Genomic DNA, 21,921 nt, shown 5'->3' with positions numbered 1-21,921 from the left:
AAGGATGTACCGGTCTCTACACGGGCGGCGTTCCGATGAGGGTAAGCTTTTCCTACGCAACAAACTCCTCCCGCAACATCGCCACAAACGCCTCCCGCGCCGGATGCACGCCGGCGTTTTCGTGCCAGTAAAACAAATTGTCTACGGCCGTCAGCTCAGCAAACTCATACCCCACACACCCAGCCCCTTTCGCGTACTGCTCAAACACGCCCTTGGGCACCAGCGCCACCCCTGCCCCGGCACTCACACAACCGACAATCGCCCCATAACTGGCGAGACTGACGATCGGCAGCGACAACCCCTGACGCAACAGCCAATGCTCCAGCGCCGCCCGATACGGACAGCCCTGCGGCCACATGAACACGGTTTTGTCCTGCAGATCATCAATGCCGCGCACCGGCCCGAACGAGGTCGATGCAATCAGCAGCAATTCTTCGCGATACATCGGCGTACGCTTGAGCTGCGAACGTTCGACATCCACCGCGACAATCGCGCCGTCGAGGCGATGGCTGACGGTGTCGTCGAGCAACTGCGCCCAAGTGCCGGTCGTGAGTTCCAGCGCCACTTGTGGATAGCGCTTGTGAAACTTCGCCAGCAGGCGCGGCAAACGCCCGGTCGCCGAGGATTCAATGGCACCGATACGCAGTGGCCCGGACGGCTCGGAAGAAGGATCGACCGCGCGTTTCGCTTCAGCGGTCAGCGCCAGAATCTTCTCGGCATAGGTGAGAAACGTCTGTCCCGCCGGACTAATGCGCAACCCGCGTCCCTCACGCAGAAACAGCGCAACGCCCAACTCGGCCTCCAGCGCCTTGATCCGCGCGGTGATGTTCGACGGCACGCAGAACAGTTTTTCCGCCGCCCGCGCGATGCTGCCAACCTCGGCCACAGTCTTGAACATACGGATTTGTGCCAGCTCCATACTCATCACTCTGAGTGAACATTTGTCGCAGTATAAGTCAGTTGTGGCGAATGATTGCGCGCCCGGATACTCGGCGCATCAACACCACTGAGCGCCTGATCATGCCGCACCCTTCCCCGTGGAAAATCCTCTTGGCGATGACTTTTGTCGTCGCTTGCTGGGCCTATTCGCCGACCGGAATTCACATCGGCCTGCAAGCCTACGTCCCCGGACACCTGGCCTTGCTGCGGTTTCTCCTGGCGTCGTTGTTCATGGCTGTCATCGCCGTGTTTAAAGGCATTCGCCTGCCGCACTGGCGCGATGTGCCGCTGTTGTTTGCCTTGGGTTTCTTCGCCGTGAGCCTGCATCACGTCGCGCTGAACATCGGCCAGCAAAGCGTCAGTGCTGGCGCTTCCAGCGTGTTGGCGCAATCGAGTCCGTTGTTCAGCACATTGTTGGCGCGGTTCTTGTTCAAAGATCAGGTCAGCGCCTGGCGCTGGGGTTGTGTGTTGCTCGGGTTTGTCGGCGTGGTGATCGTGGTCAGCGGCGATAAGGGCTTGGGCGCTATCGATGCGCATGCACTGCTGATCTTGCTGGCGGCGGTTTCATGGAGCGTTTACTTCGCCCTGCAAAAGCATCATGCACGGCGTTACGACGGCTTCAGTCTGGCGTGTTATGCGGTGTGGTCGGGGACGTTGATGCTGCTGATTTATCTGCCCGGGCTGGGTCAAGCCATACTGAATGCGCCGCTGCGGATGCAGTGGGCGGTGTTGGCATTGGGCGTGTTTCCCAGTGCGCTGGCCTATCTGGCGTGGGGCTTTGTGCTCAAGCATGTGGATTTGAGCCGCGCGACGATGACGTTGTACCTGATACCACCGACGGCGATGGGAATTGCGTCGATTGGGTTGGGGGAGCGGCCGACACTGATGGTGCTGGTGGGGTCGGTGGTGGTGTTGATCAGTGTGTTGGCGTTGAATCTGGAGCGGCGGGTTGGGGTGGTTCGGACAGCCGGGATCTGATCTGAAATCTGTTTTGAAGCCTATGCCGTCTTCGCGAGCAAGCTCGCTCCCACAGGGAGAATGCGCTCCAATGTGGGAGCGAGCTTGCTCGCGAAGGGGCCAGCACAGACAACGCATTAATCAAATGCCAATCACCGATCAGCGCCGATCATCCGACAACGGCGTCGGCTCATCCGCCGGCGGTACATCGTCATCCGCCGCCGGATCCTTCCAGTCTTCGGGCCGATCAGCATCGCTCAGCGGATCACGCCCCGGGGGCATTCCCATCGGTGAGTCGTGATCGGCCAGGGTCGGTTCATCGGTACCGGGCATCGGCCGGGTTGGGTCGGTGGGCAGCACACCGCCCTGAAACAGCAAATCGTTAGCCATGACGCACCTCACTCAGGAGGTCCGGAATACCCGGGCCGTAAAGCTTGGAATCGGACCTGTGGGCGGCGTGCTATCGAACAGACCAACGGCGTTCAACCCTGCGCGGAAAAGCGGTCGCGACTGTTGGTCAGGTGCAGCCACATCGCTGCCCGCGCAGCATCGGCATCCTGACGCTTGATCGCATTCAGAATCGCCTCATGTTCCAGATGGGCAAGTTGCCCGAGCTTGCTCAAATCCGCCGCGCCGCGTTCGGCGGCGTTGAGCCGGTTGCGCGGAATCATCGCGCTGCCCAGGTGCTGCATGATCTCGCTGAAGCAGACGTTGCCGGTGGCTTCGGCGATCAGCAGATGAAAGCGCCGATCAGCCTCGACGCAACTGTCGTTGTTGTCGAGCAGGCGTTGATAGTCATCCAGCGCCTGACGCATTTGCAGCAATTGCTGCTCGGTACGGCGTTGCGCCGCCAGCGCCGCTGCTTGGGTTTCCAGGCCCAGACGCAATTCAAGAATGCTGCGCACGCCGAGCGCGGTATCGACATTCAGACGCAAGCCCTGCTCCGCTGCACGCTCGATGACGAACGTGCCGATGCCGTGGCGCGTCTCGACCAGTCCCGAAGCCTGCAATTTGGAAATCGCCTCGCGCACCACGGTGCGGCTGACGCCGTGTTCCCGAACGATGGTGTTCTCCGACGGCAGCTTGTCGCCGGGTGATAGCTGACCAAGAAGAATGCTCTGGGTGAGTTTCTCCACCAGATCATGGGCGAGGTTGTGTGCGCGTTTGCGTGCGGGGGCGTCGAGGTCTTCTTGCATGGTCGGTTCCGGTGATCGGGGCTCGCCGATCGTAGCATTGCGAGGCGGGCTGACGGGATTGATTCTAGCGTCTCAACTTGTATGACAACATTCAAATAAATCGAAATAAACCAGGACTCCTTGACGGTTGCTCGCGGGCAGCCGGGTAAATTTATCGCAACCCTAAAAGTAAAACACCCAATGAACACTGGGAAAAAATACGAAAAAGTATAAGAAACCGGCCTTCCAGATAAAATTAATCGGCCCTCCCCACTTGTAGGACAAAAATTTCCAGTTGTATGATGTCTATCAACAACGCAGCACCCGCCCTACCCCGCATAAAAATAATCAGTGGGAGAAAACCAAGTGAAAACCTCCGTCTCCGGGATGAACGAGGGCGTCGATTCGACACTCGCCTGCGCCATCTCGAAAGTGAAACGCCACGTCCTGCCGCTCTTCGTGATCATGTTCATCGTCAATTACATTGACCGGGTGAACATCGGTTTCGTCCGCACCCACATGGAACACGACCTGGGTATTGGTGCCGCCGCTTACGGCTTCGGCGCCGGGCTGTTCTTCATCGGTTACGCGCTGTTCGAAGTCCCTTCCAACATGCTGCTGCAGAAAGTCGGCGCACGCATCTGGCTGACCCGCATCATGTTCACCTGGGGCCTGGTCGCCGCCGGCATGGCGTTCATCCAGAACGAAACCCACTTCTATGTGCTGCGCTTTTTGCTCGGCGTGGCCGAGGCCGGGTTCTTTCCCGGGGTGATCTATTACTTCACCCGCTGGCTGCCCGGTGCCGAACGCGGCAAGGCGATTGCGATCTTCCTCAGCGGCTCGGCCGTGGCCTCGTTGATCTCCGGCCCGCTGTCGGGTCTGCTTCTGCAGATCAATGGGCTGGGCATGCACGGCTGGCAATGGATGTACTTCATTGAAGGGATGTTTTCCGTGTGCCTGTGCGTGTTTGTCTGGTTCTGGCTCGACGCCAAACCCCACGACGCGAAATGGCTGAGCCGCGCCGAACAGGACGCACTGGTCAACGCCATCGACGCTGAACAGAAGGCCCGCGAAGCCGCGACGCCGATTCGGCCATCAATGGGCAAATTGCTCAAGGATCGCCAGATCATTCTGTTCTGCCTGATCTATTTCTTCATTCAACTGACCATCTACGCGGCAACCTTCTGGCTGCCGAGCATCATCAAGAAAATGGGCGAGATGAGCGACTTCCAGGTCGGCCTGTTCAACTCGATTCCGTGGTTGCTGTCGATCATCGGCATGTACGCCTTCGCCTCGTTCTCGGCCAAGTGGAAACACCAGCAGGCGTGGGTCGCCACCGCACTGTTGATCGCTGCTGCGGGGATGTTCATGTCCACCACCGGCGGGCCGATCTTCGCTTTCGTTGCGATCTGCTTTGCTGCGCTGGGTTTCAAATCCGCTTCGTCGCTGTTCTGGCCGATTCCTCAGGCCTATCTGGATGCCCGCATCGCGGCGGCGGTAATCGCGTTGATCAACTCGGTGGGCAACCTCGGCGGCTTCGTCGCGCCGACCACGTTCGGCCTGCTCGAAGAACACACTGGCTCGATTCAGGGCGGCCTCTATGGCCTGGCCGCGACCTCGATCATCGCCGCAATCATCGTCTTCTTCGCGCGCACCGCACCGAAACCTGCTGCTGAAATTGCCGTGGCCGATGCCGCGCCAAAGCACGCCTGAACCTTGCCTTAAAAGGATAAGAACATGACCGCACACGACATCGCCAAAGCCCCGATCATCACCGACATGCAAGTCATCCCGGTGGCCGGCCACGACGGCATGCTGCTCAATCTGAGTGGCGCCCATGGGCCGTTTTTCACCCGCAACATCGTTATTCTCAAGGACAACGCCGGCCACACCGGGGTCGGTGAAGTGCCCGGTGGCGAGCGCATTCGCCAGACCCTCGAAGACGCCCGCAGCCTGGTGATCGGCAGCCCGATCGGCACCTATCAGAAGATCCTCAATCAGGTGCGCCAGACCTTCGCCGACCGCGATGCCGGAGGCCGTGGTCTGCAGACCTTTGACCTGCGCATCACCATTCACGCCGTGACCGGCCTCGAAGCTGCGCTGCTCGATCTGCTCGGTCAGCATCTTGATGTACCGGTGGCGGCACTACTCGGCGAAGGTCAGCAACGCGACGAAGTTAAGATGCTCGGTTATCTGTTCTACGTCGGTGATCAGCGCGAAACCGACCTCGCCTATCGCAGCGAACCGGACGCCGACAACGACTGGTTCCGCGTGCGTCACGAGAAGGCCATGACCGCCGAAGCCGTGGTGCGTCTCGCCGAAGCGGCCCATGCGAAATACGGTTTCAAGGACTTCAAACTCAAGGGCGGCGTGCTCAGCGGCGATGCGGAAATCGAAGCGGTGACGGCGCTGGCCGAACGTTTTCCTGATGCGCGGATTACCCTCGATCCGAATGGCGCGTGGTCACTGAAAGAAGCCATTCGCTTATGCCGTGACCAGCATCAGGTGCTCGCCTATGCCGAAGACCCGTGCGGTGCGGAAAACGGTTATTCCGGTCGCGAAGTGATGGCCGAGTTCCGTCGCGCCACCGGGCTGAAAACCGCCACCAACATGATCGCCACTGACTGGCGTGAAATGGGCCACGCGATCCAGTTGCAGTCGGTCGACATTCCACTGGCCGACCCGCATTTCTGGACGATGCAAGGTTCGGTGCGCGTGGCGCAGATGTGCCATGAATGGGGCCTGACCTGGGGCTCGCACTCCAACAACCACTTCGATATCTCGCTGGCGATGTTCACCCATGTCGCCGCTGCTGCGCCGGGCGAGATCACCGCGATCGACACCCACTGGATCTGGCAGGACGGCCAGCGGTTGACCAAGGCGCCGCTGCAAATTGTCGACGGTCTGGTGCAAGTGCCGAAGAAGCCGGGGCTGGGCGTGGAGCTGGATATGGATCAGGTGGCCAAGGCTCATGAGCTATATAAAGGCATGGGCCTCGGCGCGCGCGATGACAGCGTGGCGATGCAGTTTCTGATTCCGGGGTGGAAGTTCGATAACAAGCGGCCGTGTCTGGTGCGTTGAACCTGATCTCCAATCCACCACGGTCCCTATAGGAGTGAGCCTGCTCGCGATAGCGGTGTGTCAGTTGATGTAAATGTTGACTGACACATCGCTATCGCGAGCAGGCTCACTCCTACAAGGGTTGTGCGTTAACCAGAGATTTGCAGCAGCCAGGTTTTGAACGCCGTCATCGCCGCCGTTTCAGGCCGCGACTGCAACCGCGTCAACCAGTAACTCCCCGTCGTAATCTCAATCGCAAACGGCTGACAAATCGTCTCCGCCGCCAGTTGCCGGGCGAACATCAGCGGCGGCGCCAACGCCACCCCGCTGCCCTGCAACGCCGCCTCCATCATCGCCAACGATGAATCGAAAACAATGCTCTGCGGCGGCGCTGCATGGGTTGCCAACCCGGCAGCCTGAAACCACTCCGGCCATTCATCGGTGCGATAGGAACGCAGCAGGGTTTGCTGCAGCAAATCCCCCGGCGAATGCAATTGCCGGGCGATTTCCGGGACGCACAACACCGACAGCGGTGCATCGAGCAAACGCGTCGCCTCGATGCCATGCCACGCCCCTGCGCCAAAACGGATCGCGTAATCCAGCCCTTCCGCCGCGACATCCACGCGATTGTTGTTGGTCGACAGCCGCAAATCTATGAGCGGATGTTTCGCCCGGAAGTCCGCCAGCCTCGGCAACAGCCAACCCACGGCAAACGTACCGACCGCGCCAACGGTCAACATTTCGCGGTACTGTCCACCGGCGAGGCGTTCGAGAATCTGCGCGATGTGATCGAACGAGGTGCTCAGCACCGGCAGCAAGGTTTCGCCTTCACTGGTCAGCATCAGCCCACGGGGCAGGCGTTTGAACAGGGTGACGTTGAGTTGCGCCTCAAGGCTTTTCACCTGATGGCTGACGGCTGCTTGCGTCACACACAACTCCACGGCAGCGCGGGTGAAGCTCAAATGACGCGCGGACGCTTCAAAGGCGCGCAGTGCGTTGAGCGGCAATTGCGGTCGAATCATGCCCAGTCCCAAATTTTTCTAATGGCTCGTGCGAGTTTTCGTCGTTTGTCGATTGGCATCGAGCTGACTAAATTGGCGGCGCTGATCAGTCGCCCAACGAAGAAATCGCCCGCAGTGTAGCGGGATAACATCATCAACACTCATGGAGAGTGGTTCACTCATGTCATCCATTCAATCGAGCAAAGTCATTTGCTGCGCCGCTTTCGGCCTGTTTTTCGGCGCCACTTCCTGTCTCGCCGCCGTACCCGGCGATGCGCAGTTGCAAGCGTTGGTCAACGACGCGGTAACACCCGTGATGCAGCAGCAGAACATTCCCGGCCTGACCGTAGCGCTGACCATCAACGGCAAGGCGCATTACTTTAACTACGGCGTCGCTGCCAAAGACACCGGGCAAAAAGTCAGCGAAAACACCCTGTTCGAAATCGGCTCGGTGAGCAAAACCTTCACCGCCACCCTCGCCGGTTACGCCCAAGCCACTGGCAAACTGGACCTGTCGACCAAGGCCAGCCAGCTCTGGCCAGAATTGAAGGGCAGCGCCTTCGACAACATCAGCGTGCTGCAACTGGGCACCTACAGCGCCGGCGGCTTGCCACTGCAATTCCCCGACGATGCGGATTCGTCTGACAAGATGCTCGGCTATTTCCAGCAGTGGAAACCGGTGTATCCGGCTGGCAGCCATCGTCAGTACTCCAACCCGAGTCTGGGACTGTTTGGTTATCTGGCGGCAAAAAGCCTCGGCCAGCCGTTTGATCAGGCGATGACGCAAACCCTGCTGCCGAAACTTGGCCTTTCGCACACCTATCTCAGCGTGCCTGCTGCGCAAATGGACCTGTATGCGCAGGGTTACGACAAGAACGACAAACCGGTCCGCGTCACGCCCGGTGCGCTGGACTCGCAGGCCTATGGCGTGAAAACCAGTGCAGTGGACATGCTGCGTTACGTTCAGGCCAACCTGAAGCCTGAAACGCTTGAAGCGTCCCTGCAACAAACCATCGCCAACACCCACATCGGTTACTACACAGTCGGCGACATGACCCAAGGCCTCGGTTGGGAAATGTACCGTTACCCGATCAGTCTCGAACGCTTGCTGGCCGGCAACTCGACGGAAATGGCCATGCAGGCGCACAAGGTGCAGTGGCTGAATCCGCCGCAACCGCAGCCGCATGACGTGCTGATCAACAAGACCGGCTCTACCGGTGGCTTTGGCACGTATGTAGCGTTTGTGCCGGGCAAGGACGTTGGCATCGTGATCATGGCCAACAAGAACTTCCCGATTCCTGAGCGGGTGAAAATCGCTCATACAATTCTCAGCGCTGTCGCTGACTGAAAATCAAAAGATCGCAGCCTGCGGCAGCTCCTACATTGACCGAGTAAAAACCCGATCCTGTAGGAGCTGCCGCAGGCTGCGATCTTTTGTCTTTAAAGCTGCGCCTGCAACTTCCAGCCGATGACATCCATCAGGTCGCAACTGTCCCGCAACGGAATCGCCATCACCCGGGCGAAATCCTGCAGCAGCAAGGTGTCATGTCCCTTGCCATCCCCCAGAGCCAGCGTCTCCATCAGTTGCGTCACACAACGCAAACGGTAAGCCGCCGTGCCATGCAGCACATCCACCGGTGCTTCGCGGTCGATCAGCAGAGCGGGAATCTTGCAGTCAATCCCGGTAAGCGGAATGTATCGCGTCATGTTTGAACCTCCCTGTTCAATGTTGCGTCGCCGCAGGAGGATCGAGATTGTCTAGCGCCCGATTGACCATCAACTCGCCGAGCACGGCCAATTGCTGAATCGACAAGGCGAGACTGCGCGTTGAACCTTGCAGTTCAGCGGCCAGTTCGGTGGTCAGGACGTTCAGTGAAGCGAGGGTTTCGCAAGCGTGGCAGAGCAGCGTGGGGGTATCGATATCGGGGAGGATGGTGAAGAGGTGGCTGATGGGATCGGGGTGATGCGGGTTGCGTAAGCGGGGGTTGTTGGCGTCGAAGGAGCCTGAATCCATGGGGGATTCGGGAGGGTTTGGCGTTGGTTTTTTCATGTATGAAGCACCTTAGTGAATTGTAGGAAATACTACCTTTCTCACTTCCACATGAGGGTGGCAGCTGTACGCAGGTGTGGAAGACCAGGCCAATCCACCAAAACCCGGCGCACTCGAAAGTGCCCCTGCGCACAGCCGCCAAAAACGCGGCGATGTTGACATAAATAACGTCGACATGCGCTTTTGAGACATTGATGGATGTAACCGACAACCGGACTTCCACGTCCGACCACTGTGTTTTGCAGCGGCCAAAGAAGACTATCCCTCCTCCCCAAAACCCACCAGTTCACCACCGCCGCCGCGACTTGCAGGAAAAATCCACGGGACTTGAAGGGGGTTTGTGTCAGACGTTTCCGCCGGCACATGCTGCAACGACTTTGGGTAAGCGAATGAATTTGTTGTATCTACACTGCATCGAGTCAATCTTTGGACGAGGATGGCGTCGGGCAAAGAAACAGTCATTCGAAGGGCGCAGTGATGGAAATCAAAAGTTTGAAACTTACGGATGTCGGACACTTTGGAGACATGGATATTCAGTTTGCCCCTACCCTGACACACCGCTCGAACATCACGGTGCTAGTGGGAAACAACGGCAGCGGAAAAACCACCATTCTGAAATCCCTGAATATTTGTCTGAGCTGGCTAATTGCAAAAATTCGCTCCAATAAAGGCAATGGCAAATACCTTGTCGATGAAGACATTCGCAACGGCGCCTCAGGAGCCGTCCTTTCGATTGGCATCACTGACGTTTCACACCCGCGCGCAGCTGACAGTGATGCGAGCTCCGAAAACGAATTATTCGTATGGGGCGCTGCCCGAAGTCGCCAGGAAGGTGCAGTCTCGGACCGTGGATATTTAAACGAAGTCAGACTGCTTGCAGACCACTACCGCACTCAACTCACCGCCGACGATAGCGCCTCACTCCCGCTGATCGCTTATTACCCGGCCGAACGTTGCGCTCTTGGAGTCCCGCTGAAAATCAGCAGCAAACAAGCCTTCGATCAACTCGACGGCTACGACACCAGTTTTCACGGGGGCGTCGATTTTGGCAGTTTTTTCGGATGGTTCCGTGAACGCGAAGACAGCGAAAACGAAGACGGGATTTCCGGTTCCGCACTGGCCGAAATCGCGGAAAAATTCGGTGCTGACAGCGACGTATGGAAAACCCTGGCCAATGTGAAATCCTCCACTCGCGATCGCCAATTGACTGCCGTTCGTTCGGCTCTGACTGCGTTCATGCCGGATTTCACTAACCTGCGCGTACAACGCAAACCGCATCTGCATATGGCCGTCGACAAACATGGCGCGACATTCAATGTCACTCAGCTCTCGCTAGGCGAAAGGTCGCTGATTGCGTTGGTGGGTGATATGGCCAGGCGTCTGGCAATGATGAACCCGTCGATGGACAACCCCCTGCACGGCGACGGCATTGTTCTGATCGACGAGGTGGAATTGCGCATGGATCCGCAATGGCAGCTCGGTCTGATTGCACAATTAGGTACGACCTTTCCCAATTGCCAGTTCGTGTTGACCACGCATTCTCCACTGGTCATAGGTGATGCCAAAGGTGTGCTGGTTTACCTGCTTGATGAGGGCGATAGCCGTGGGTAGACAACTTGCTGCGAAGGCATCAGTGCCAGCAAATATGCAGGTAATGGAATAAACATTGTAGGAGTGAGCCTGCTCGCGATAGCGGTGTATCAGTCAACGCTGATGGTGACTGATACACCGCTATCGCGAGCAGGCTCACTCCTACAGGGGACGCGTTTTATTCAGTGAGTGTGCGATCAGTCATCCGGCATTTCCGGCGGCTTGGCCGGTTTCGCAGGCTTGGCGGGTTTGGCGTTCTTCGCGCCTTTTGCCGGTTCCGGCGTAGCAGCAACCGGCGCTTGAGCCGCAGCGGCCGCTTCCTTCTCGGCCATCGGCATGGCATCGATGGTGTCGAAGATCTTCTTCAAGTCCACCGCCTTCGCTTCATCCCCCGAAGCCGAGAGTTTGGTCTCGCCGTCCTTGCCCACCAGGAACACTTTCGGATACGCCCCGGCACCGAGCTTCAGCGAGCGCAACAGCGCCATGGTGTCTTGCTGGCCCATGTCCTTGCCGTCGAGTTGCCCGGACATATTGAGGATGGTGTAGACCTTGATGTTGCGATCGGTGACACCCTTTTTGTTGGCGGGATCCTCCAGCGACTTTTTCAGGGCCACCCACACGGGGTCGACGGTGCTTTGTGCGATCACGATCAGCGGTCGGGCGCGGCCCATATCCCCGGCGATGGGCGAATCGTTGTCAGCGGCGAACAAGGGGCCGGCAATCGCCAGCAAGAGTGTCAGGGTCAATGACCTGATGAGCATGCGCATCTCCTTTTGATATCCACGCTCTAATGATTGCGCATCGTGGCGATTGTTCCGGGACAACCCGGCAAATATCTTCCGCCTAGTCAGAAGCTTAGGACAGGCGCGACATTGCGCAACATATCCGAGGTGATCGCAACGCGGATTTGATTACCTTTTATGACCGCATTAGGGTGACGGTTCCGCCAATGGAATGGAGTTCACCCGTATGCACATCGATTACCTGTGCGATCACCCCGAATTGATCGAAGAACTGGCCACGCTCAACTTCGAGGAGTGGGGCGAGTTTCGTCCCGGGCAAACCGTCGAACACCGCATCGAACACATGCGTGAATCTTGTGGCAAAGGTGCAGTGCCCAGCGTAGTGGTGGCGCTTGAAGGTTCACGTTTGCTGGGCGGCGCGCTGCTGATCGAAAATGATCTGAAGCTACGGCCGAAGCTGACGCCATGGCTGGCCGGGGTTTATGTGAAGGCCGAGGAACGTGGGCGCGGGATTGCTTCGCAACTGGTCAATCGAGTGGTTGCAGAAGCGGCGGCGCTCGGTGTGCCTGAGTTGTATCTGTACACCGACACATCGCAGTCGCTGTATGCGCGGCTGGGTTGGGAAGCGGTTGAAGAACTGGTCTACGACGATTTGCCGGTGACGGTGATGAAATACGTCATTCAGCGCTAAGCCGTGGTGAGGCGGCTCGCAACAGGCTGTGCCGCCTCACTCCAGCGCTGAATCGAGCGCCGAAAGCAATTGCGAAGGGGCAACGGGTTGTCCACCGAGCTTGAGTTCACCGCTGTCGAGTTCAATGCTCAACCTCACCGAAGCCCGATCACCCGGGTATTTGCGCAGCACCAGCGCGATGCCATTGGCCGTCTCGTTGGCGGTTCCGAGCAAATCCCACAGACTTTCACTTAGATCCAGCAGCACTGTTTGCTGCTGCAGATCGACTACCCGCGGCGCATACAGCCAATGGCTCATGCGCATCTCACGCGGTTCGACGGTGATGGCGAGGCGGCCATCGCAATGGACAGTGGTTTCAGTCATGGCTGGATCAGAACGCCAGTTTGTAGCCGATCAGTACCAGCATCGTCGCCAGGCACGGGCGGAGCACTTCATCGGAAATGCGTCCGGTCAGGTGGCTGCCGAGCCAGATGCCTGGCAGCGAGCCGACCAGTAAGAAGCCCAGCACGCCCCAATCCATATTGCCCATGCTCGCGTGGCCCAGGCCTGCAACCAGCGTCAGTGGTACGGCGTGAGCGATTTCGGTGCCGACCAGACGGCGGGTCGGCAGCAGCGGATAGAGGATGAACAGCGCAACAGTGCCGAGGGCGCCCGCACCGATCGAGGTCAGGGCAACCATGGTGCCGAGGATCAGACCGGTGATCACGGTCATCACGTTCAGGCGCGAACCGCTCGGGTTGTAGTTGCCGCCGGCGCGTTTGTGGGCGAACTCGAGCAAGCGTTTCTTGAAGAAGATCGCCAGCGCCGTGGCGAACAGGACGAAGCCCAGCGCCTGTTTGATGATGGCGTTCATCGCGTCCGGCGCGGTGTGCAAAGTGCTGAGAAACCACAAGGTCATGGCCACCGCCGGCACGCTGCCGAGGGTCAGCCAACCGGTGATGGCCCAGTCGATGTTTTTGTTCTTGCGGTGAACGAGGACGCCACTGGATTTGGTAATGGCGGCGTACAACAGGTCAGTGCCCACCGCCGTTGCCGGGTTGATGCCGAACCACAACAGAATCGGCGTCATCAACGAACCACCGCCGACACCGGTCATGCCGACAATAAAACCCACCACCAGCCCGGCAATCACCAGGCCGAAATTCGCCAATTCCATTAACACGTCCAGAAAAACGACAGGAAAAATCTGGCCCGCAGCATAGCGATTTTTCTTATAACCACATATATCGATGCGGTCTATCGTTATGCCATATCGAACTCACCATCGCTTTACTGTAGGAGTGAGCCTGCTCGCGATAGCGGTGTTTCAGTCACTGAGTTCGTCACTGATATACCGCTATCGCTCCTACAAGGGATTTTTGGTGAGCCTTAGATCAGTGCACCCTTCGGCCAGGTTTGAAGCTGTGGTTTTTGTTGACCCATACCGTGGTCAGCGCAATAAGCGACAGAATCAGCAACGCCCACGGAAACGACATCGCCCCGGCCCGATCCAGCAACAAGCCACCGAACAAGCCGCCCCCGGCAATCGCCACGTTCCACGAAGTGGTGAGCATCGCCTGCACCACATCGACGTGATCACCAGCCGAATCCGCCGCCGAGGTCAGCAGCAAAGTGGCCGAACCGCCAAACGACAATCCCCACACCGCCATGCAGGCATAAATGATCAGCGGTGACGGCGCAACCAGCGCCAACACCAATGCCGTCAGCGCAAACACCGCAAGGCTGATCAACGTCAGCCAGCGCAACCAGCGATCCACCAGCATGCCGATGATCCAGATCCCCACCAGCGAACACAGGCCAAACACCAGCAGCACCAGATCGACCCGGTCAGCCAGCCCGGCCTGCATCAGAAACGGTGCAATGTAGGTGTAGAGAATGTTGTGTCCGAGCATCCACGTCAGCACCACGAACAACACCGGTCGCACGCCCGGTAGACGCATCGACTCAAGCAGCGGCAGACGCTCGGCACTGGCTTGCCCCGGACGATCCGGCACCGCAATGACAATCCACGCCGCCAACACCAGGGCCAGCGCCGACATGATGCCGAACGACGCACGCCAGCCGATCAGATTGCCCAGCCACGTACCCGCCGGTGTGCCCAACGACAACGCCACCGGGGTGCCAAGCATGGCAATCGCCAGCGCCCGCCCCTGTTGATGCACTGGCACGATGCCGCGCGCATAACCGGCCATGATCCCCCACGACAGCCCCGCCGCCATCCCGGCGAGGAAACGCGAGGCCAGAGTCAGGCCGTAATGGCTGGAGAATGTGGTGACAGTGTTGAATATCAGAAACCCGCCGACCGTCATCAACAGCACCCGCCGCCGAGGCCAGCCACGCGTGGCGACGGTCAGCGGAATCGCCGCGACAATCGAACCGAGCGCATACAGGGTAACCAGTTGCCCGGCGAGCACTTCACTGACGTTGAGCCCGGCGCCGATTTGCGGCAGCAGCCCGGCCGGCAGGGTTTCGGTGAGGATGGCGATGAAACCGGTCATGGCAAACGCCAGCAACGCGGCATAAGGCAGTTTGTCCGCACGGGCGGTGCGGTCGACGCGGCTGAAATCGGCGCTGGCGGGGTCGGTCATGACGGGTGCGGCTCCTTTTGACTCAACTATGGCGGATGATTGTATACAACTTATCCCCGTGCCACGCCACCCACACCGTAAGGACTGACACAACACCAAATCTTTGTAGGAGCTGCCGAAGGCTGCGATCTTTTGATCTCGCTGTTTATAAGGTCAAAAGATCGCAGCCTTCGGCAGCTCCTACAGGGGAAAGGTGTTTGCAGACCATCGCGGTGGTTATTGCACCGGCAAGAAATTCAGGAACAGTAAACTCTGCGCGTAGTTGAGGCCGATCCGCCGGTAACGCTCATCAAGCATCTGCGTGATCAGGTCCAGTCGCGCAACGATTTTGCCGAACTCGGTGGCGAAGCTCAGGTTGCTGCCCTCCTCCGAGATCTCGTTGGAAAACAGCAGCGGCTGGCCTTCCTTGTTCTGTCGCTGGGACAAAATCCACGTAGCTTTTTCGATATTGCGTGCGGCGTTGTGAACGAACGTCGGGTTGATCGCGTCCGTCATATAAAACTCGGTGCGATTGCCATGGGCGGTGACCAGCATGCTGCCGATCGCATAGATGAACGCGCCGACGCGGTCACCGAGAAACTCCGGACTCATCGCATAGCTGAGCGCCGCCAGGTCCTTTCGGCCACCCAGCACCGGCAGCGGCTGTTGCTGCTCGACGGCCATCCGCACCTGTTTCACCGCAGCATGGATGTTGAGAAACCCTGACTTGCGCAGCTCATCCGGGTTGCGCAGGTACAGCTTGGCTTGCAAGCGGTAAAGACTGCTGAGGTTGTCGCGCATTGCCAGCGTGGCCATGCGGTCGACGCTGGTCTGCAGGAACTCCTGTGGCTTCCCTTCACGCATCTGGTTGAAGAAGCCGTTGTCGTCCTGGTGGCTGCAACCACTGAACAGCAGCGACGACAAACACGCCAGCAACAGGCACGGGCGGCGGAAAAAAGCAGCGATCAGGGCAAAAACTCTCGGCATGAAATCTCGAACAGGCACATTCCTGTGCGGCGGGAGTCACCGCATCCTGGCCATGGATAGAGCCGCCGATTGCGAAAAAGTGCAGTGGTGCAAGCAATCGACCGACCTTCGGGCCTTCGTCCCAAGCAATTTAGTCTGGCTTTATTGTTGAAATAAACGATTCATCAGCTATAAATTTTCTCTTGAAGATCATTTAGTCTGACTACTTGATTGATCGGTGATTTATTTTGCCGATGGAACGTCACGCTGAAAACAACAACAAAAAGGAACGTCAACCATGCTTCAATCCCGTCACCTGCTCTCCGGCCTCGGACTGTCCCTGATGATCGCCACCCTCTCCGCCAACGCGGCCGGCCTCAGCGCCGAACACAAAGCCTTCGGTAAAACCAATGACGGCACGCCCGTCGAGCAATACATCCTGCGCAATAGCCACGGCATGCAAGCCACCGTCATCACCTACGGCGCGACCCTGCAATCGCTGAAAGTCGCCGACAAGCACGGCAAGTTCGACGACGTCGTGCTCGGCTTCGATGATGTGCAGGGCTACCAGAAAGGCACCGCCTACTTCGGCGCGACCATCGGCCGTTTTGGCAATCGCCTCGCCGAAGGTGCGTTCGAACTCGACGGCAAGCGCTATCAAGTGCCGCAGAACGACAAAACCAACGCACTGCACGGCGGCACTCTAGGCTTCGACAAAAAAGTCTGGAAGGCACAGGAAACCAAGGACAAGGACTCTGTCGGCGTGACCCTGACCTATCTGTCGGCGGACGGCGAAATGGGCTTTCCCGGCAACCTCACCACCGAAGTGACCTATCGCCTCACCGACAACAACGAACTGCGCATCGACTACAAGGCCAGCACCGACAAACCGACCGTGCTCAACCTGACCAACCACAGCTACTTCAACCTCGCCGGCGCCGGCAATGGCGACATTCTCAAACAGGTCGCCACCCTGCACGCCAGCCATTACACCCCGGTCACCGCCAAACTCATCCCGACCGGCGAACTGGCGCCCGTGGCCGGCACGCCGATGGACTTCACCAAACCGACCGCGATCGGCACGCACATCGAGGCTGATCATCCACAGTTGAAATTTGCCGAGCCGAAACAGGGTGGGTTTGATTTCAACTGGGCGCTGGATACCAAGGGTGATATCGGCAAAGTTGCGACTGAGGTGAGCGATCCGCAATCCGGTCGCGTGCTGCAGTTGTTCACCACGGAACCGGGCGTGCAGTTCTATACCAGCAACTTCCTCGACGGTACGGTCAAGGGCAAGGGTGGCAAGGTGTATCCGCACTGGGGCGCGTTTACCCTGGAGACTCAGCATTATCCGGATTCGCCGAATCAGCCGGACTTCCCGAGCACTCGGCTTGATCCGGGGCAGACTTACAGCCACAGCGTGGTGCTGAAGTTCTCCGCGAAATAACCTCCAACGTTGATCGTTCCCACGCTCCGAGTGGGCATGCAGCCCGGGACGCTCCGCGTCCCTTCGCGAACTGGAACGCGGAGCGTCCCTTGAGGCATTCCTTTGCTGCGCTTGGGAACGATCAAATCACCAAGGAGATTACAGACCCACACGCTCCAATCCCTGGCGCATGCCTTGATCCGCCTGCTCGCACCACTGCTTGAGCGTAAGACTCGGAGGCAGATTGGCCTCCAGGGTTTTGTATTGACCATCGTCCAATACCTCACCCTTGCGACCATGGGCCTCGTTCTTATCGCCGTCGCTCTTGTCCATCTGCCCTGGGATACCAGCAACAAACGCCACCATTTTATTGGCGTTCACTGTGCTTTCAGCTTTCAGGAAACCTTTGTCGACGCAATGGTTAATCAACCCGGACATGTTGCGCCCAGTGTCGTACATCCCTTTCAACGTAGCGGCGTCCGGTCCTTCTGCGTGAGCAACATTGACGGTGCCGAGAGTGGCGGTCAGTGCGAGGATCAAAGCGGTTTTCTTCATGTTTATTCCTTTAATGGATGAAGCCAGGTTGTTTACTTGCAGTATTCATGAGGGCGAACGAAGAGCTCACCCCCGCGGATTCAACTGACCACCGCTCCTTTCGGGCCACTGGCAATCAGCGCGGCCCCGCAAGCGGTTTTCATGCCGCCAGCGCGATGGGCGTGCCATCGACGGTGTAAGTGCTGCTGCCTTCGGCAATCGGAAAAATGCCTTTGCACAGAGGACAGCTGACTTTGTGGCCAACCCCGGCGAAGGGCTTGCCGTTTAGGTCGGTCTGGGAAAAGGCTTCGAGGACTTTGCCACCGTGAGTGGTGGAGTCGCCCAAGCGAATGGCGTCTTTCATGTTGTCATTCCTTCGACTACGAGGGTTGACTGCAGCCTCGATCAATTTCGCGGCTTTCGGCCACCAATGGCAGAGAGTTTTATCAGAGGCAGGTTGCGTTTAATCAACCTTCAAAAACGTGGCCTGCCCCTGATATATTTCATAAATTTTTAGAGATTAAAAAGTGGCTATTCGGCTGCAATTTGACCGAGAGTCAACCTACACGCGGAAGACCTCATTTAAGCCAACCTCTTCATCCTCGTCCCCATCTTCAAGACACCTGAAATTTCTTCCATTGAGTGCTGTTTTAAGTAGGGCGTACAGTTCTGCTGATTGGAAATTCACTTGGAGCCACAGGGATTCATCATCCCCATAAATGAGACGAGTATCGTAAGCCCCACTGCTATTCAACGAGTGATCCTTCAAATAAAGATCACCGTCGCCCGAGCGAACACAAGCACTACTAGCTTTAACAATGTCGATGACATGCTGAGCTGTAGAGTTGTCGTCAAACACCAATTTGTATTCATAACTCATGATCCGTGTGGTCTCCCTCGGACAGCTGGTAAATCGGCAGGATTACGAATGCCAATGTGAGTTTTATTAGGATCGGTGGAAACTTTACCCTCATCATCCAGTTGATGATTGGACGGATCCTGTTTATGGATGTGTGCATTGTTGCCAGATTTGTGAGGGCAGGCATTCAAGTTTCCGTACTTGTGAACCCTGACCTCTGAACCGTCTGCATGCTTCCAGGTTTCGTTAACCCCATTGTCTTTGGTTTTCGAAAATCCGGCGCTGTTCAACGTTCTACCGGCGCGAGGAATACTCGTACCTTTCATCCGAGGTAGATCAGAAGAGGCGGAAAGGCCAAGTGGATCAATCCACTCCAGCGGGTTAGGTACGTAATGATAAAGGTTCAGTCCACCAGCCAGCCCAATCGGGTCCTGTGAAATGAAACGCCCTACCTCAGAATCGTAGTATCGGTAGCGATTGTAATGCAGCCCCGTCTCATGATCGTGATACTGCCCCTGGAACCGTATCGGGTTCTTCACGCCATGTTGCCGCGCCCACTCCGAACGCTGCTCCGTCACCTGTCCCCACGCCTTGTACTGCGCGGTCCACGCCATGTTGCCTTGGGAATCCGTCAATTCCTGCGGCGTGCCGAGGTGATCACACTGGTACCAGGCCAACGCATCAAACGGTAACGCCGTTGCCTTGTGATTCCACATCGGGTCTTCATCGAGGCTGTATTCACCACTGTAGTCCGGCAGCCCAATCAGATCGATCGGCGCGTGCCGCACAGCCTGTGCCACAGGGACAAAAGTGCCCGGTTCAAAGACGTAGTGCACCGTGCGACCCGCTTCGCCATCGCTCTGTGCCGGACTGCTTTCCCAGGCGAGGTTGTCGCCATCCCAGCCGTACAAGGTGAAGCCGCAGCCCAGTTCGCGCTGTTTGCGGGCGTGTTCGTTTCTGTTCCAGAGAGAGCCTGCTTCAGGACGCTGTTTGTAGTGGGCGCGGGAGTTTTTGTGCAGGCGGCGTCCCAGTGCGTCGTAGGCAAAATCCACGCTCAGGCGCGTGTCTTCGAAATGCACCAATCGATCAAACAGATCCCAACGTAGATCACTGCGTTGGCCGTTGTGCCAGCGCTGGATCTGGTTGCCGCGTTCGTCGTAGTCGTAATGCGTGCCGGCGTATTCGCGCAGCAGGTTGTCGACCAGTTTGCTGCGCGGTGGGGTCAGGTCCAGCGGGCGGCGAATCTCTGTCGCCTTGTCGTCGAGCAGGTTGCCAGCCGGGTCGAAGGCGAAGGTTTCCACGCCTTGACGCGTGGCGGCGGTGAGCAGACGACCGACCGGATCGTAGCGATAGGCGAGCGGCCCGCGACGGCTGTCGTTGATGTCGGTCAGTTGGCCGGCGGCGTCGTAGCTGTATTCGCGTTTGAGCAGTGTGGATTTGTCGTCGCTGCGTCCCAGCAACTGTTCCTGCAAACGACCCGCCGGGTCCCAGCTCTGGGTTTGCAGCAGGTGGTTGCCTTGATGGCGGGCGACTTCGCGGTGCAGGTCGTCGCGTTCGTAGCCGATCAGTTCGTGTTCATCGAGGCGCAAGCCGAGCAGGTGACCGCTGCCGTAAGTCAGCCAGCTGACGCGGTGGCCGTCGGGGCGCACGCTGGCGACTCGTTGGTTGAGCACGTCGTACTCGTGCTGCCAGATCGCGACGGTGGGCTTTTCCAGGCCGAGATAATGCTGGTGCTCGCGCAGCAGATTGCCGGCCGGGTCATGGAACCATTGCAGGCGGCTGTCGGCGTTGTCGGCCAGCACCAGGTTGCCGTTGCCATCGTAGGCGAAGGTCTCGCTTTGCGACTGATCGCCCAAGGTGGCGCGACGTTCAGTCAAACGGCCCATCGGGTCGAAGCTCAACGAGATGACGCGTTGGCCATTGATCGATTGCGCGAGGCGTCCGGTGAGCGGGTCGTACTGATAACGCGTGCTGCGTCCATCGAAACCGCGTTCTTCGAGCAGGCGTCCGACCGGGTCGTAGTGGAAGTGCGCACGTTGTTCGTTTTCGTTTTCCAGTGCCGTTAGCCGTCCGAGACGGTCCCAGCGATAGCGCAGGGTTTGCTCGGCGGCATCGACACGTTCAGCGATCAAACCGGCAGCGCTGTAGCTCCACGTGGTGCAACGATCGAGAGCGTCGACGTGCGCCAGCAGCCGACCTTCGGCGTCGCGCTCAAAGCGCTCTTCGGTCTTGTCCGGATGCTTGATCAGCACCGGTTGGCCGGCCTTGTATTCGTATTCGGTGGTGTTTCCGACAGCGTCGGTGAAGCAGATCATCTGCCCCAGTTCGTTGTATTCCCACGTGCTGGTCTTGCCCGAGCAATCGACGTACTCGACCAGTTGCCCGGCGTCGTTGTAGTCCAACGTCTTTTCGTTGCCGTTGGCGTCCTTGATCGCGGTGGGCTGGCCGGATTTGTTGTAGGCGTATTCGGTTTTGTTGCCCAGCGGATCCAGCGCTTCGACCAGATTGCCTTGGTCGTCATAGGCGCGCTGCCACTGACCGCCCTCGGCGTCGCTGATCTTGATCAGCAGGTCCTGATCATCGTAGGCGTAGTGCATCACCGTGTGATCGGCGCGGATGTGTTCGAGCAGGTTGCTGCGTTCATCGTAGCTGTAGCGATCGGTGCTGCCATCGGCATTCACACGGCGCACGATGTTCTTCGCCTCGTCGCGGAAGAACCATTCCGAACGCTCGTCGGCGTAGCGGATGCGATAGGTGTAGCCAAGGATGTCGTAGTAGTGCCAGGTCTCGTTGCCGAGCGCATCGGTGACGTAGGTCAGACGGATGTTTTCGTCCCACTCCAGGCGCGTGTCGAAGCTACCGTCGTCGGCCCATTCGCGGATGGCTTTGGCCTTGGCGCTTGAACCGTCCCACTGTAGGTTCATGCCTCGCCCGGTGCGGTCGGTGTAGCGGGTAATCAGGTGATGCTCGAACTGATACGACCAGACGGCGCCGTTCTCGTCTTGCGCCTGAATCAGGTCGCCATAGGCGTCGTACTGATAGGCGCAGAGCTGGCGCAGCGGCTCGCCGTCGACGATCTGCCAGAGGCCGATCAACCGGCCGTGCTCGTCGATCATTGTGCCGAGGTGCAAATGGACTTTGGTGAAGTCGTTTTCCTGATAGGTGATCAGGTCGGAGAGCAGCGAGTGTTCGCCGTGACGATGCTCGTAATGCAGCATCACTCCGGCGCCGTTGCGCAGCGAGATATTGCTCAGCACAAAACGCTGGCCACGGCGGACGTAGGTTTCCTTGCGCTCGAAACCACGGCACAGCAACAACTGATCTTCGCTGTTGCGGACCAGAGTGATGTTTTCGATGGCGTCG

21 protein-coding genes and 1 pseudogene are annotated in these 21,921 nt (G+C 58.3%); 7 read left to right on the top strand and 15 right to left on the bottom strand.

Features of this window, described 5'->3' with window-relative positions:
- Nucleotides 1–52: 52 nt before the first annotated feature.
- Entirely contained in the window at nucleotides 53–919 is an 867-nt protein-coding gene (locus FGA82_RS31805) for a LysR family transcriptional regulator (protein WP_141130134.1), read from the bottom strand.
- Nucleotides 920–1,020: 101 nt separating this feature from the next.
- On the opposite strand from FGA82_RS31805, the gene FGA82_RS31800 reads away from it, so the two are divergent.
- On the top strand, nucleotides 1,021–1,917 hold the full coding sequence (locus FGA82_RS31800) for a DMT family transporter (RefSeq protein ID WP_171057403.1): 897 nt from the start codon (nucleotides 1,021–1,023) through the stop codon (nucleotides 1,915–1,917).
- Nucleotides 1,918–2,055: 138 nt separating this feature from the next.
- On the opposite strand, the gene FGA82_RS31795 is transcribed toward FGA82_RS31800, so the two are convergent.
- Nucleotides 2,056–2,286 (bottom strand): hypothetical protein, encoded by a 231-nt coding sequence (locus FGA82_RS31795; RefSeq protein ID WP_123376943.1) that lies wholly within the window; start codon nucleotides 2,284–2,286, stop codon nucleotides 2,056–2,058.
- Nucleotides 2,287–2,378: 92 nt separating this feature from the next.
- On the bottom strand, nucleotides 2,379–3,092 hold the full coding sequence (locus FGA82_RS31790; protein ID WP_141130132.1) for a FadR/GntR family transcriptional regulator: 714 nt from the start codon (nucleotides 3,090–3,092) through the stop codon (nucleotides 2,379–2,381).
- 345 nt (nucleotides 3,093–3,437) lie between these two features.
- On the opposite strand from FGA82_RS31790, the gene FGA82_RS31785 reads away from it, so the two are divergent.
- Both FGA82_RS31785 and gudD read left to right on the top strand, forming a co-directional pair.
- Nucleotides 3,438–4,784 carry an MFS transporter gene (locus tag FGA82_RS31785; protein WP_141130131.1) on the top strand — a complete coding sequence of 449 codons (1,347 nt, stop codon included), beginning with the start codon at nucleotides 3,438–3,440 and terminating at the stop codon, nucleotides 4,782–4,784.
- Nucleotides 4,785–4,808: 24 nt separating this feature from the next.
- Entirely contained in the window at nucleotides 4,809–6,152 is a 1,344-nt protein-coding gene (gudD, locus tag FGA82_RS31780; RefSeq protein WP_141130130.1) for a glucarate dehydratase, read from the top strand.
- Between the two features lie 128 nt (nucleotides 6,153–6,280).
- Here the strand turns inward: gudD and FGA82_RS31770 are convergent, their stop codons facing one another.
- Nucleotides 6,281–7,153, bottom strand: a complete 873-nt coding sequence (locus FGA82_RS31770) for a LysR family transcriptional regulator (protein WP_141130129.1) — start codon at nucleotides 7,151–7,153, stop codon at nucleotides 6,281–6,283.
- A 160-nt stretch (nucleotides 7,154–7,313) separates the two neighbouring features.
- Between FGA82_RS31770 and ampC the strand changes: the two genes are divergently transcribed.
- Nucleotides 7,314–8,480 carry a class C beta-lactamase gene (gene ampC, locus FGA82_RS31765; protein WP_141130128.1) on the top strand — a complete coding sequence of 389 codons (1,167 nt, stop codon included), beginning with the start codon at nucleotides 7,314–7,316 and terminating at the stop codon, nucleotides 8,478–8,480.
- A 92-nt stretch (nucleotides 8,481–8,572) separates the two neighbouring features.
- Here the strand turns inward: ampC and FGA82_RS31760 are convergent, their stop codons facing one another.
- Nucleotides 8,573–8,839: a hypothetical protein gene (locus FGA82_RS31760; RefSeq protein ID WP_141130127.1), complete on the bottom strand. Its 267-nt coding sequence runs from the start codon at nucleotides 8,837–8,839 to the stop codon at nucleotides 8,573–8,575.
- Nucleotides 8,840–8,855: 16 nt separating this feature from the next.
- On the bottom strand, nucleotides 8,856–9,146 hold the full coding sequence (locus FGA82_RS31755; protein WP_432767195.1) for a DUF6124 family protein: 291 nt from the start codon (nucleotides 9,144–9,146) through the stop codon (nucleotides 8,856–8,858).
- Nucleotides 9,147–9,659: 513 nt separating this feature from the next.
- Between FGA82_RS31755 and FGA82_RS31750 the strand changes: the two genes are divergently transcribed.
- Nucleotides 9,660–10,793 carry an AAA family ATPase gene (locus FGA82_RS31750; protein WP_141130125.1) on the top strand — a complete coding sequence of 378 codons (1,134 nt, stop codon included), beginning with the start codon at nucleotides 9,660–9,662 and terminating at the stop codon, nucleotides 10,791–10,793.
- A gap of 176 nt (nucleotides 10,794–10,969) precedes the next feature.
- Here FGA82_RS31750 and FGA82_RS31745 read toward each other — a convergent pair whose 3' ends face one another.
- Complete coding sequence (locus FGA82_RS31745; protein ID WP_141130124.1) at nucleotides 10,970–11,533, bottom strand: DUF4174 domain-containing protein; 564 nt, start codon at nucleotides 11,531–11,533, stop codon at nucleotides 10,970–10,972.
- 208 nt (nucleotides 11,534–11,741) lie between these two features.
- On the opposite strand from FGA82_RS31745, the gene FGA82_RS31740 reads away from it, so the two are divergent.
- Nucleotides 11,742–12,206, top strand: coding sequence for a GNAT family N-acetyltransferase (locus tag FGA82_RS31740; protein WP_141130123.1), 465 nt, complete (start codon nucleotides 11,742–11,744; stop codon nucleotides 12,204–12,206).
- 36 nt (nucleotides 12,207–12,242) lie between these two features.
- Here the strand turns inward: FGA82_RS31740 and FGA82_RS31735 are convergent, their stop codons facing one another.
- The 4 genes from FGA82_RS31735 to FGA82_RS31720 all read right to left on the bottom strand — a co-directional run bounded on the left by FGA82_RS31735 (nucleotide 12,243) and on the right by FGA82_RS31720 (nucleotide 15,760).
- Complete coding sequence (locus FGA82_RS31735; RefSeq protein WP_141130122.1) at nucleotides 12,243–12,569, bottom strand: hypothetical protein; 327 nt, start codon at nucleotides 12,567–12,569, stop codon at nucleotides 12,243–12,245.
- Between the two features lie 7 nt (nucleotides 12,570–12,576).
- Complete coding sequence (locus tag FGA82_RS31730; RefSeq protein ID WP_007918673.1) at nucleotides 12,577–13,362, bottom strand: sulfite exporter TauE/SafE family protein; 786 nt, start codon at nucleotides 13,360–13,362, stop codon at nucleotides 12,577–12,579.
- Nucleotides 13,363–13,579: 217 nt separating this feature from the next.
- On the bottom strand, nucleotides 13,580–14,794 hold the full coding sequence (locus FGA82_RS31725; protein ID WP_141130121.1) for an MFS transporter: 1,215 nt from the start codon (nucleotides 14,792–14,794) through the stop codon (nucleotides 13,580–13,582).
- Between the two features lie 216 nt (nucleotides 14,795–15,010).
- Nucleotides 15,011–15,760, bottom strand: a complete 750-nt coding sequence (locus FGA82_RS31720) for a hypothetical protein (protein WP_141130120.1) — start codon at nucleotides 15,758–15,760, stop codon at nucleotides 15,011–15,013.
- 277 nt (nucleotides 15,761–16,037) lie between these two features.
- On the opposite strand from FGA82_RS31720, the gene FGA82_RS31715 reads away from it, so the two are divergent.
- Entirely contained in the window at nucleotides 16,038–17,186 is a 1,149-nt protein-coding gene (locus FGA82_RS31715; protein ID WP_141130119.1) for an aldose epimerase family protein, read from the top strand.
- A 138-nt stretch (nucleotides 17,187–17,324) separates the two neighbouring features.
- Here FGA82_RS31715 and FGA82_RS31705 read toward each other — a convergent pair whose 3' ends face one another.
- The 4 genes and pseudogenes from FGA82_RS31705 to FGA82_RS31690 form a co-directional block, all read right to left on the bottom strand.
- A complete protein-coding gene (locus tag FGA82_RS31705; RefSeq protein ID WP_141130117.1) occupies nucleotides 17,325–17,720 on the bottom strand; it encodes a hypothetical protein in 396 nt (131 codons plus the stop codon).
- An 80-nt stretch (nucleotides 17,721–17,800) separates the two neighbouring features.
- Nucleotides 17,801–18,063, bottom strand: a pseudogene (locus FGA82_RS31700) (PAAR domain-containing protein).
- A 198-nt stretch (nucleotides 18,064–18,261) separates the two neighbouring features.
- Entirely contained in the window at nucleotides 18,262–18,579 is a 318-nt protein-coding gene (locus tag FGA82_RS31695; protein ID WP_095121164.1) for a hypothetical protein, read from the bottom strand.
- Nucleotides 18,576–21,921 (bottom strand): RHS repeat domain-containing protein (locus FGA82_RS31690; RefSeq protein ID WP_249384314.1); only part of this gene is annotated, 3,346 nt, incomplete at its 5' end. The genes FGA82_RS31695 and FGA82_RS31690, both read right to left, overlap by 4 nt.

Source organism: Pseudomonas fluorescens (genome assembly GCF_005938625.1).
Classification (GTDB): domain Bacteria; phylum Pseudomonadota; class Gammaproteobacteria; order Pseudomonadales; family Pseudomonadaceae; genus Aquipseudomonas; species Aquipseudomonas fluorescens_BD.
Note: the sequence above shows the minus strand (reverse complement) of the source record. Positions and strands in the feature narration are given on the sequence as shown.

Coding starts and splice junctions, on each gene's coding strand:
- FGA82_RS31695 (WP_095121164.1), bottom strand. CDS start 18,579: ATGAGTTATGAATACAAATTGGTGTTTGACGACAACTCTACAGCTCAG.
- gudD (WP_141130130.1), top strand. CDS start 4,809: ATGACCGCACACGACATCGCCAAAGCCCCGATCATCACCGACATGCAA.
- FGA82_RS31800 (WP_171057403.1), top strand. CDS start 1,021: ATGCCGCACCCTTCCCCGTGGAAAATCCTCTTGGCGATGACTTTTGTC.
- FGA82_RS31745 (WP_141130124.1), bottom strand. CDS start 11,533: ATGCTCATCAGGTCATTGACCCTGACACTCTTGCTGGCGATTGCCGGC.
- FGA82_RS31790 (WP_141130132.1), bottom strand. CDS start 3,092: ATGCAAGAAGACCTCGACGCCCCCGCACGCAAACGCGCACACAACCTC.
- FGA82_RS31760 (WP_141130127.1), bottom strand. CDS start 8,839: ATGACGCGATACATTCCGCTTACCGGGATTGACTGCAAGATTCCCGCT.
- FGA82_RS31730 (WP_007918673.1), bottom strand. CDS start 13,362: ATGGAATTGGCGAATTTCGGCCTGGTGATTGCCGGGCTGGTGGTGGGT.
- FGA82_RS31725 (WP_141130121.1), bottom strand. CDS start 14,794: ATGACCGACCCCGCCAGCGCCGATTTCAGCCGCGTCGACCGCACCGCC.
- FGA82_RS31755 (WP_432767195.1), bottom strand. CDS start 9,146: ATGGATTCAGGCTCCTTCGACGCCAACAACCCCCGCTTACGCAACCCG.
- FGA82_RS31720 (WP_141130120.1), bottom strand. CDS start 15,760: ATGCCGAGAGTTTTTGCCCTGATCGCTGCTTTTTTCCGCCGCCCGTGC.
- FGA82_RS31735 (WP_141130122.1), bottom strand. CDS start 12,569: ATGACTGAAACCACTGTCCATTGCGATGGCCGCCTCGCCATCACCGTC.
- FGA82_RS31715 (WP_141130119.1), top strand. CDS start 16,038: ATGCTTCAATCCCGTCACCTGCTCTCCGGCCTCGGACTGTCCCTGATG.
- FGA82_RS31805 (WP_141130134.1), bottom strand. CDS start 919: ATGGAGCTGGCACAAATCCGTATGTTCAAGACTGTGGCCGAGGTTGGC.
- FGA82_RS31750 (WP_141130125.1), top strand. CDS start 9,660: ATGGAAATCAAAAGTTTGAAACTTACGGATGTCGGACACTTTGGAGAC.
- FGA82_RS31770 (WP_141130129.1), bottom strand. CDS start 7,153: ATGATTCGACCGCAATTGCCGCTCAACGCACTGCGCGCCTTTGAAGCG.
- FGA82_RS31740 (WP_141130123.1), top strand. CDS start 11,742: ATGCACATCGATTACCTGTGCGATCACCCCGAATTGATCGAAGAACTG.
- FGA82_RS31705 (WP_141130117.1), bottom strand. CDS start 17,720: ATGAAGAAAACCGCTTTGATCCTCGCACTGACCGCCACTCTCGGCACC.
- FGA82_RS31795 (WP_123376943.1), bottom strand. CDS start 2,286: ATGGCTAACGATTTGCTGTTTCAGGGCGGTGTGCTGCCCACCGACCCA.
- ampC (WP_141130128.1), top strand. CDS start 7,314: ATGTCATCCATTCAATCGAGCAAAGTCATTTGCTGCGCCGCTTTCGGC.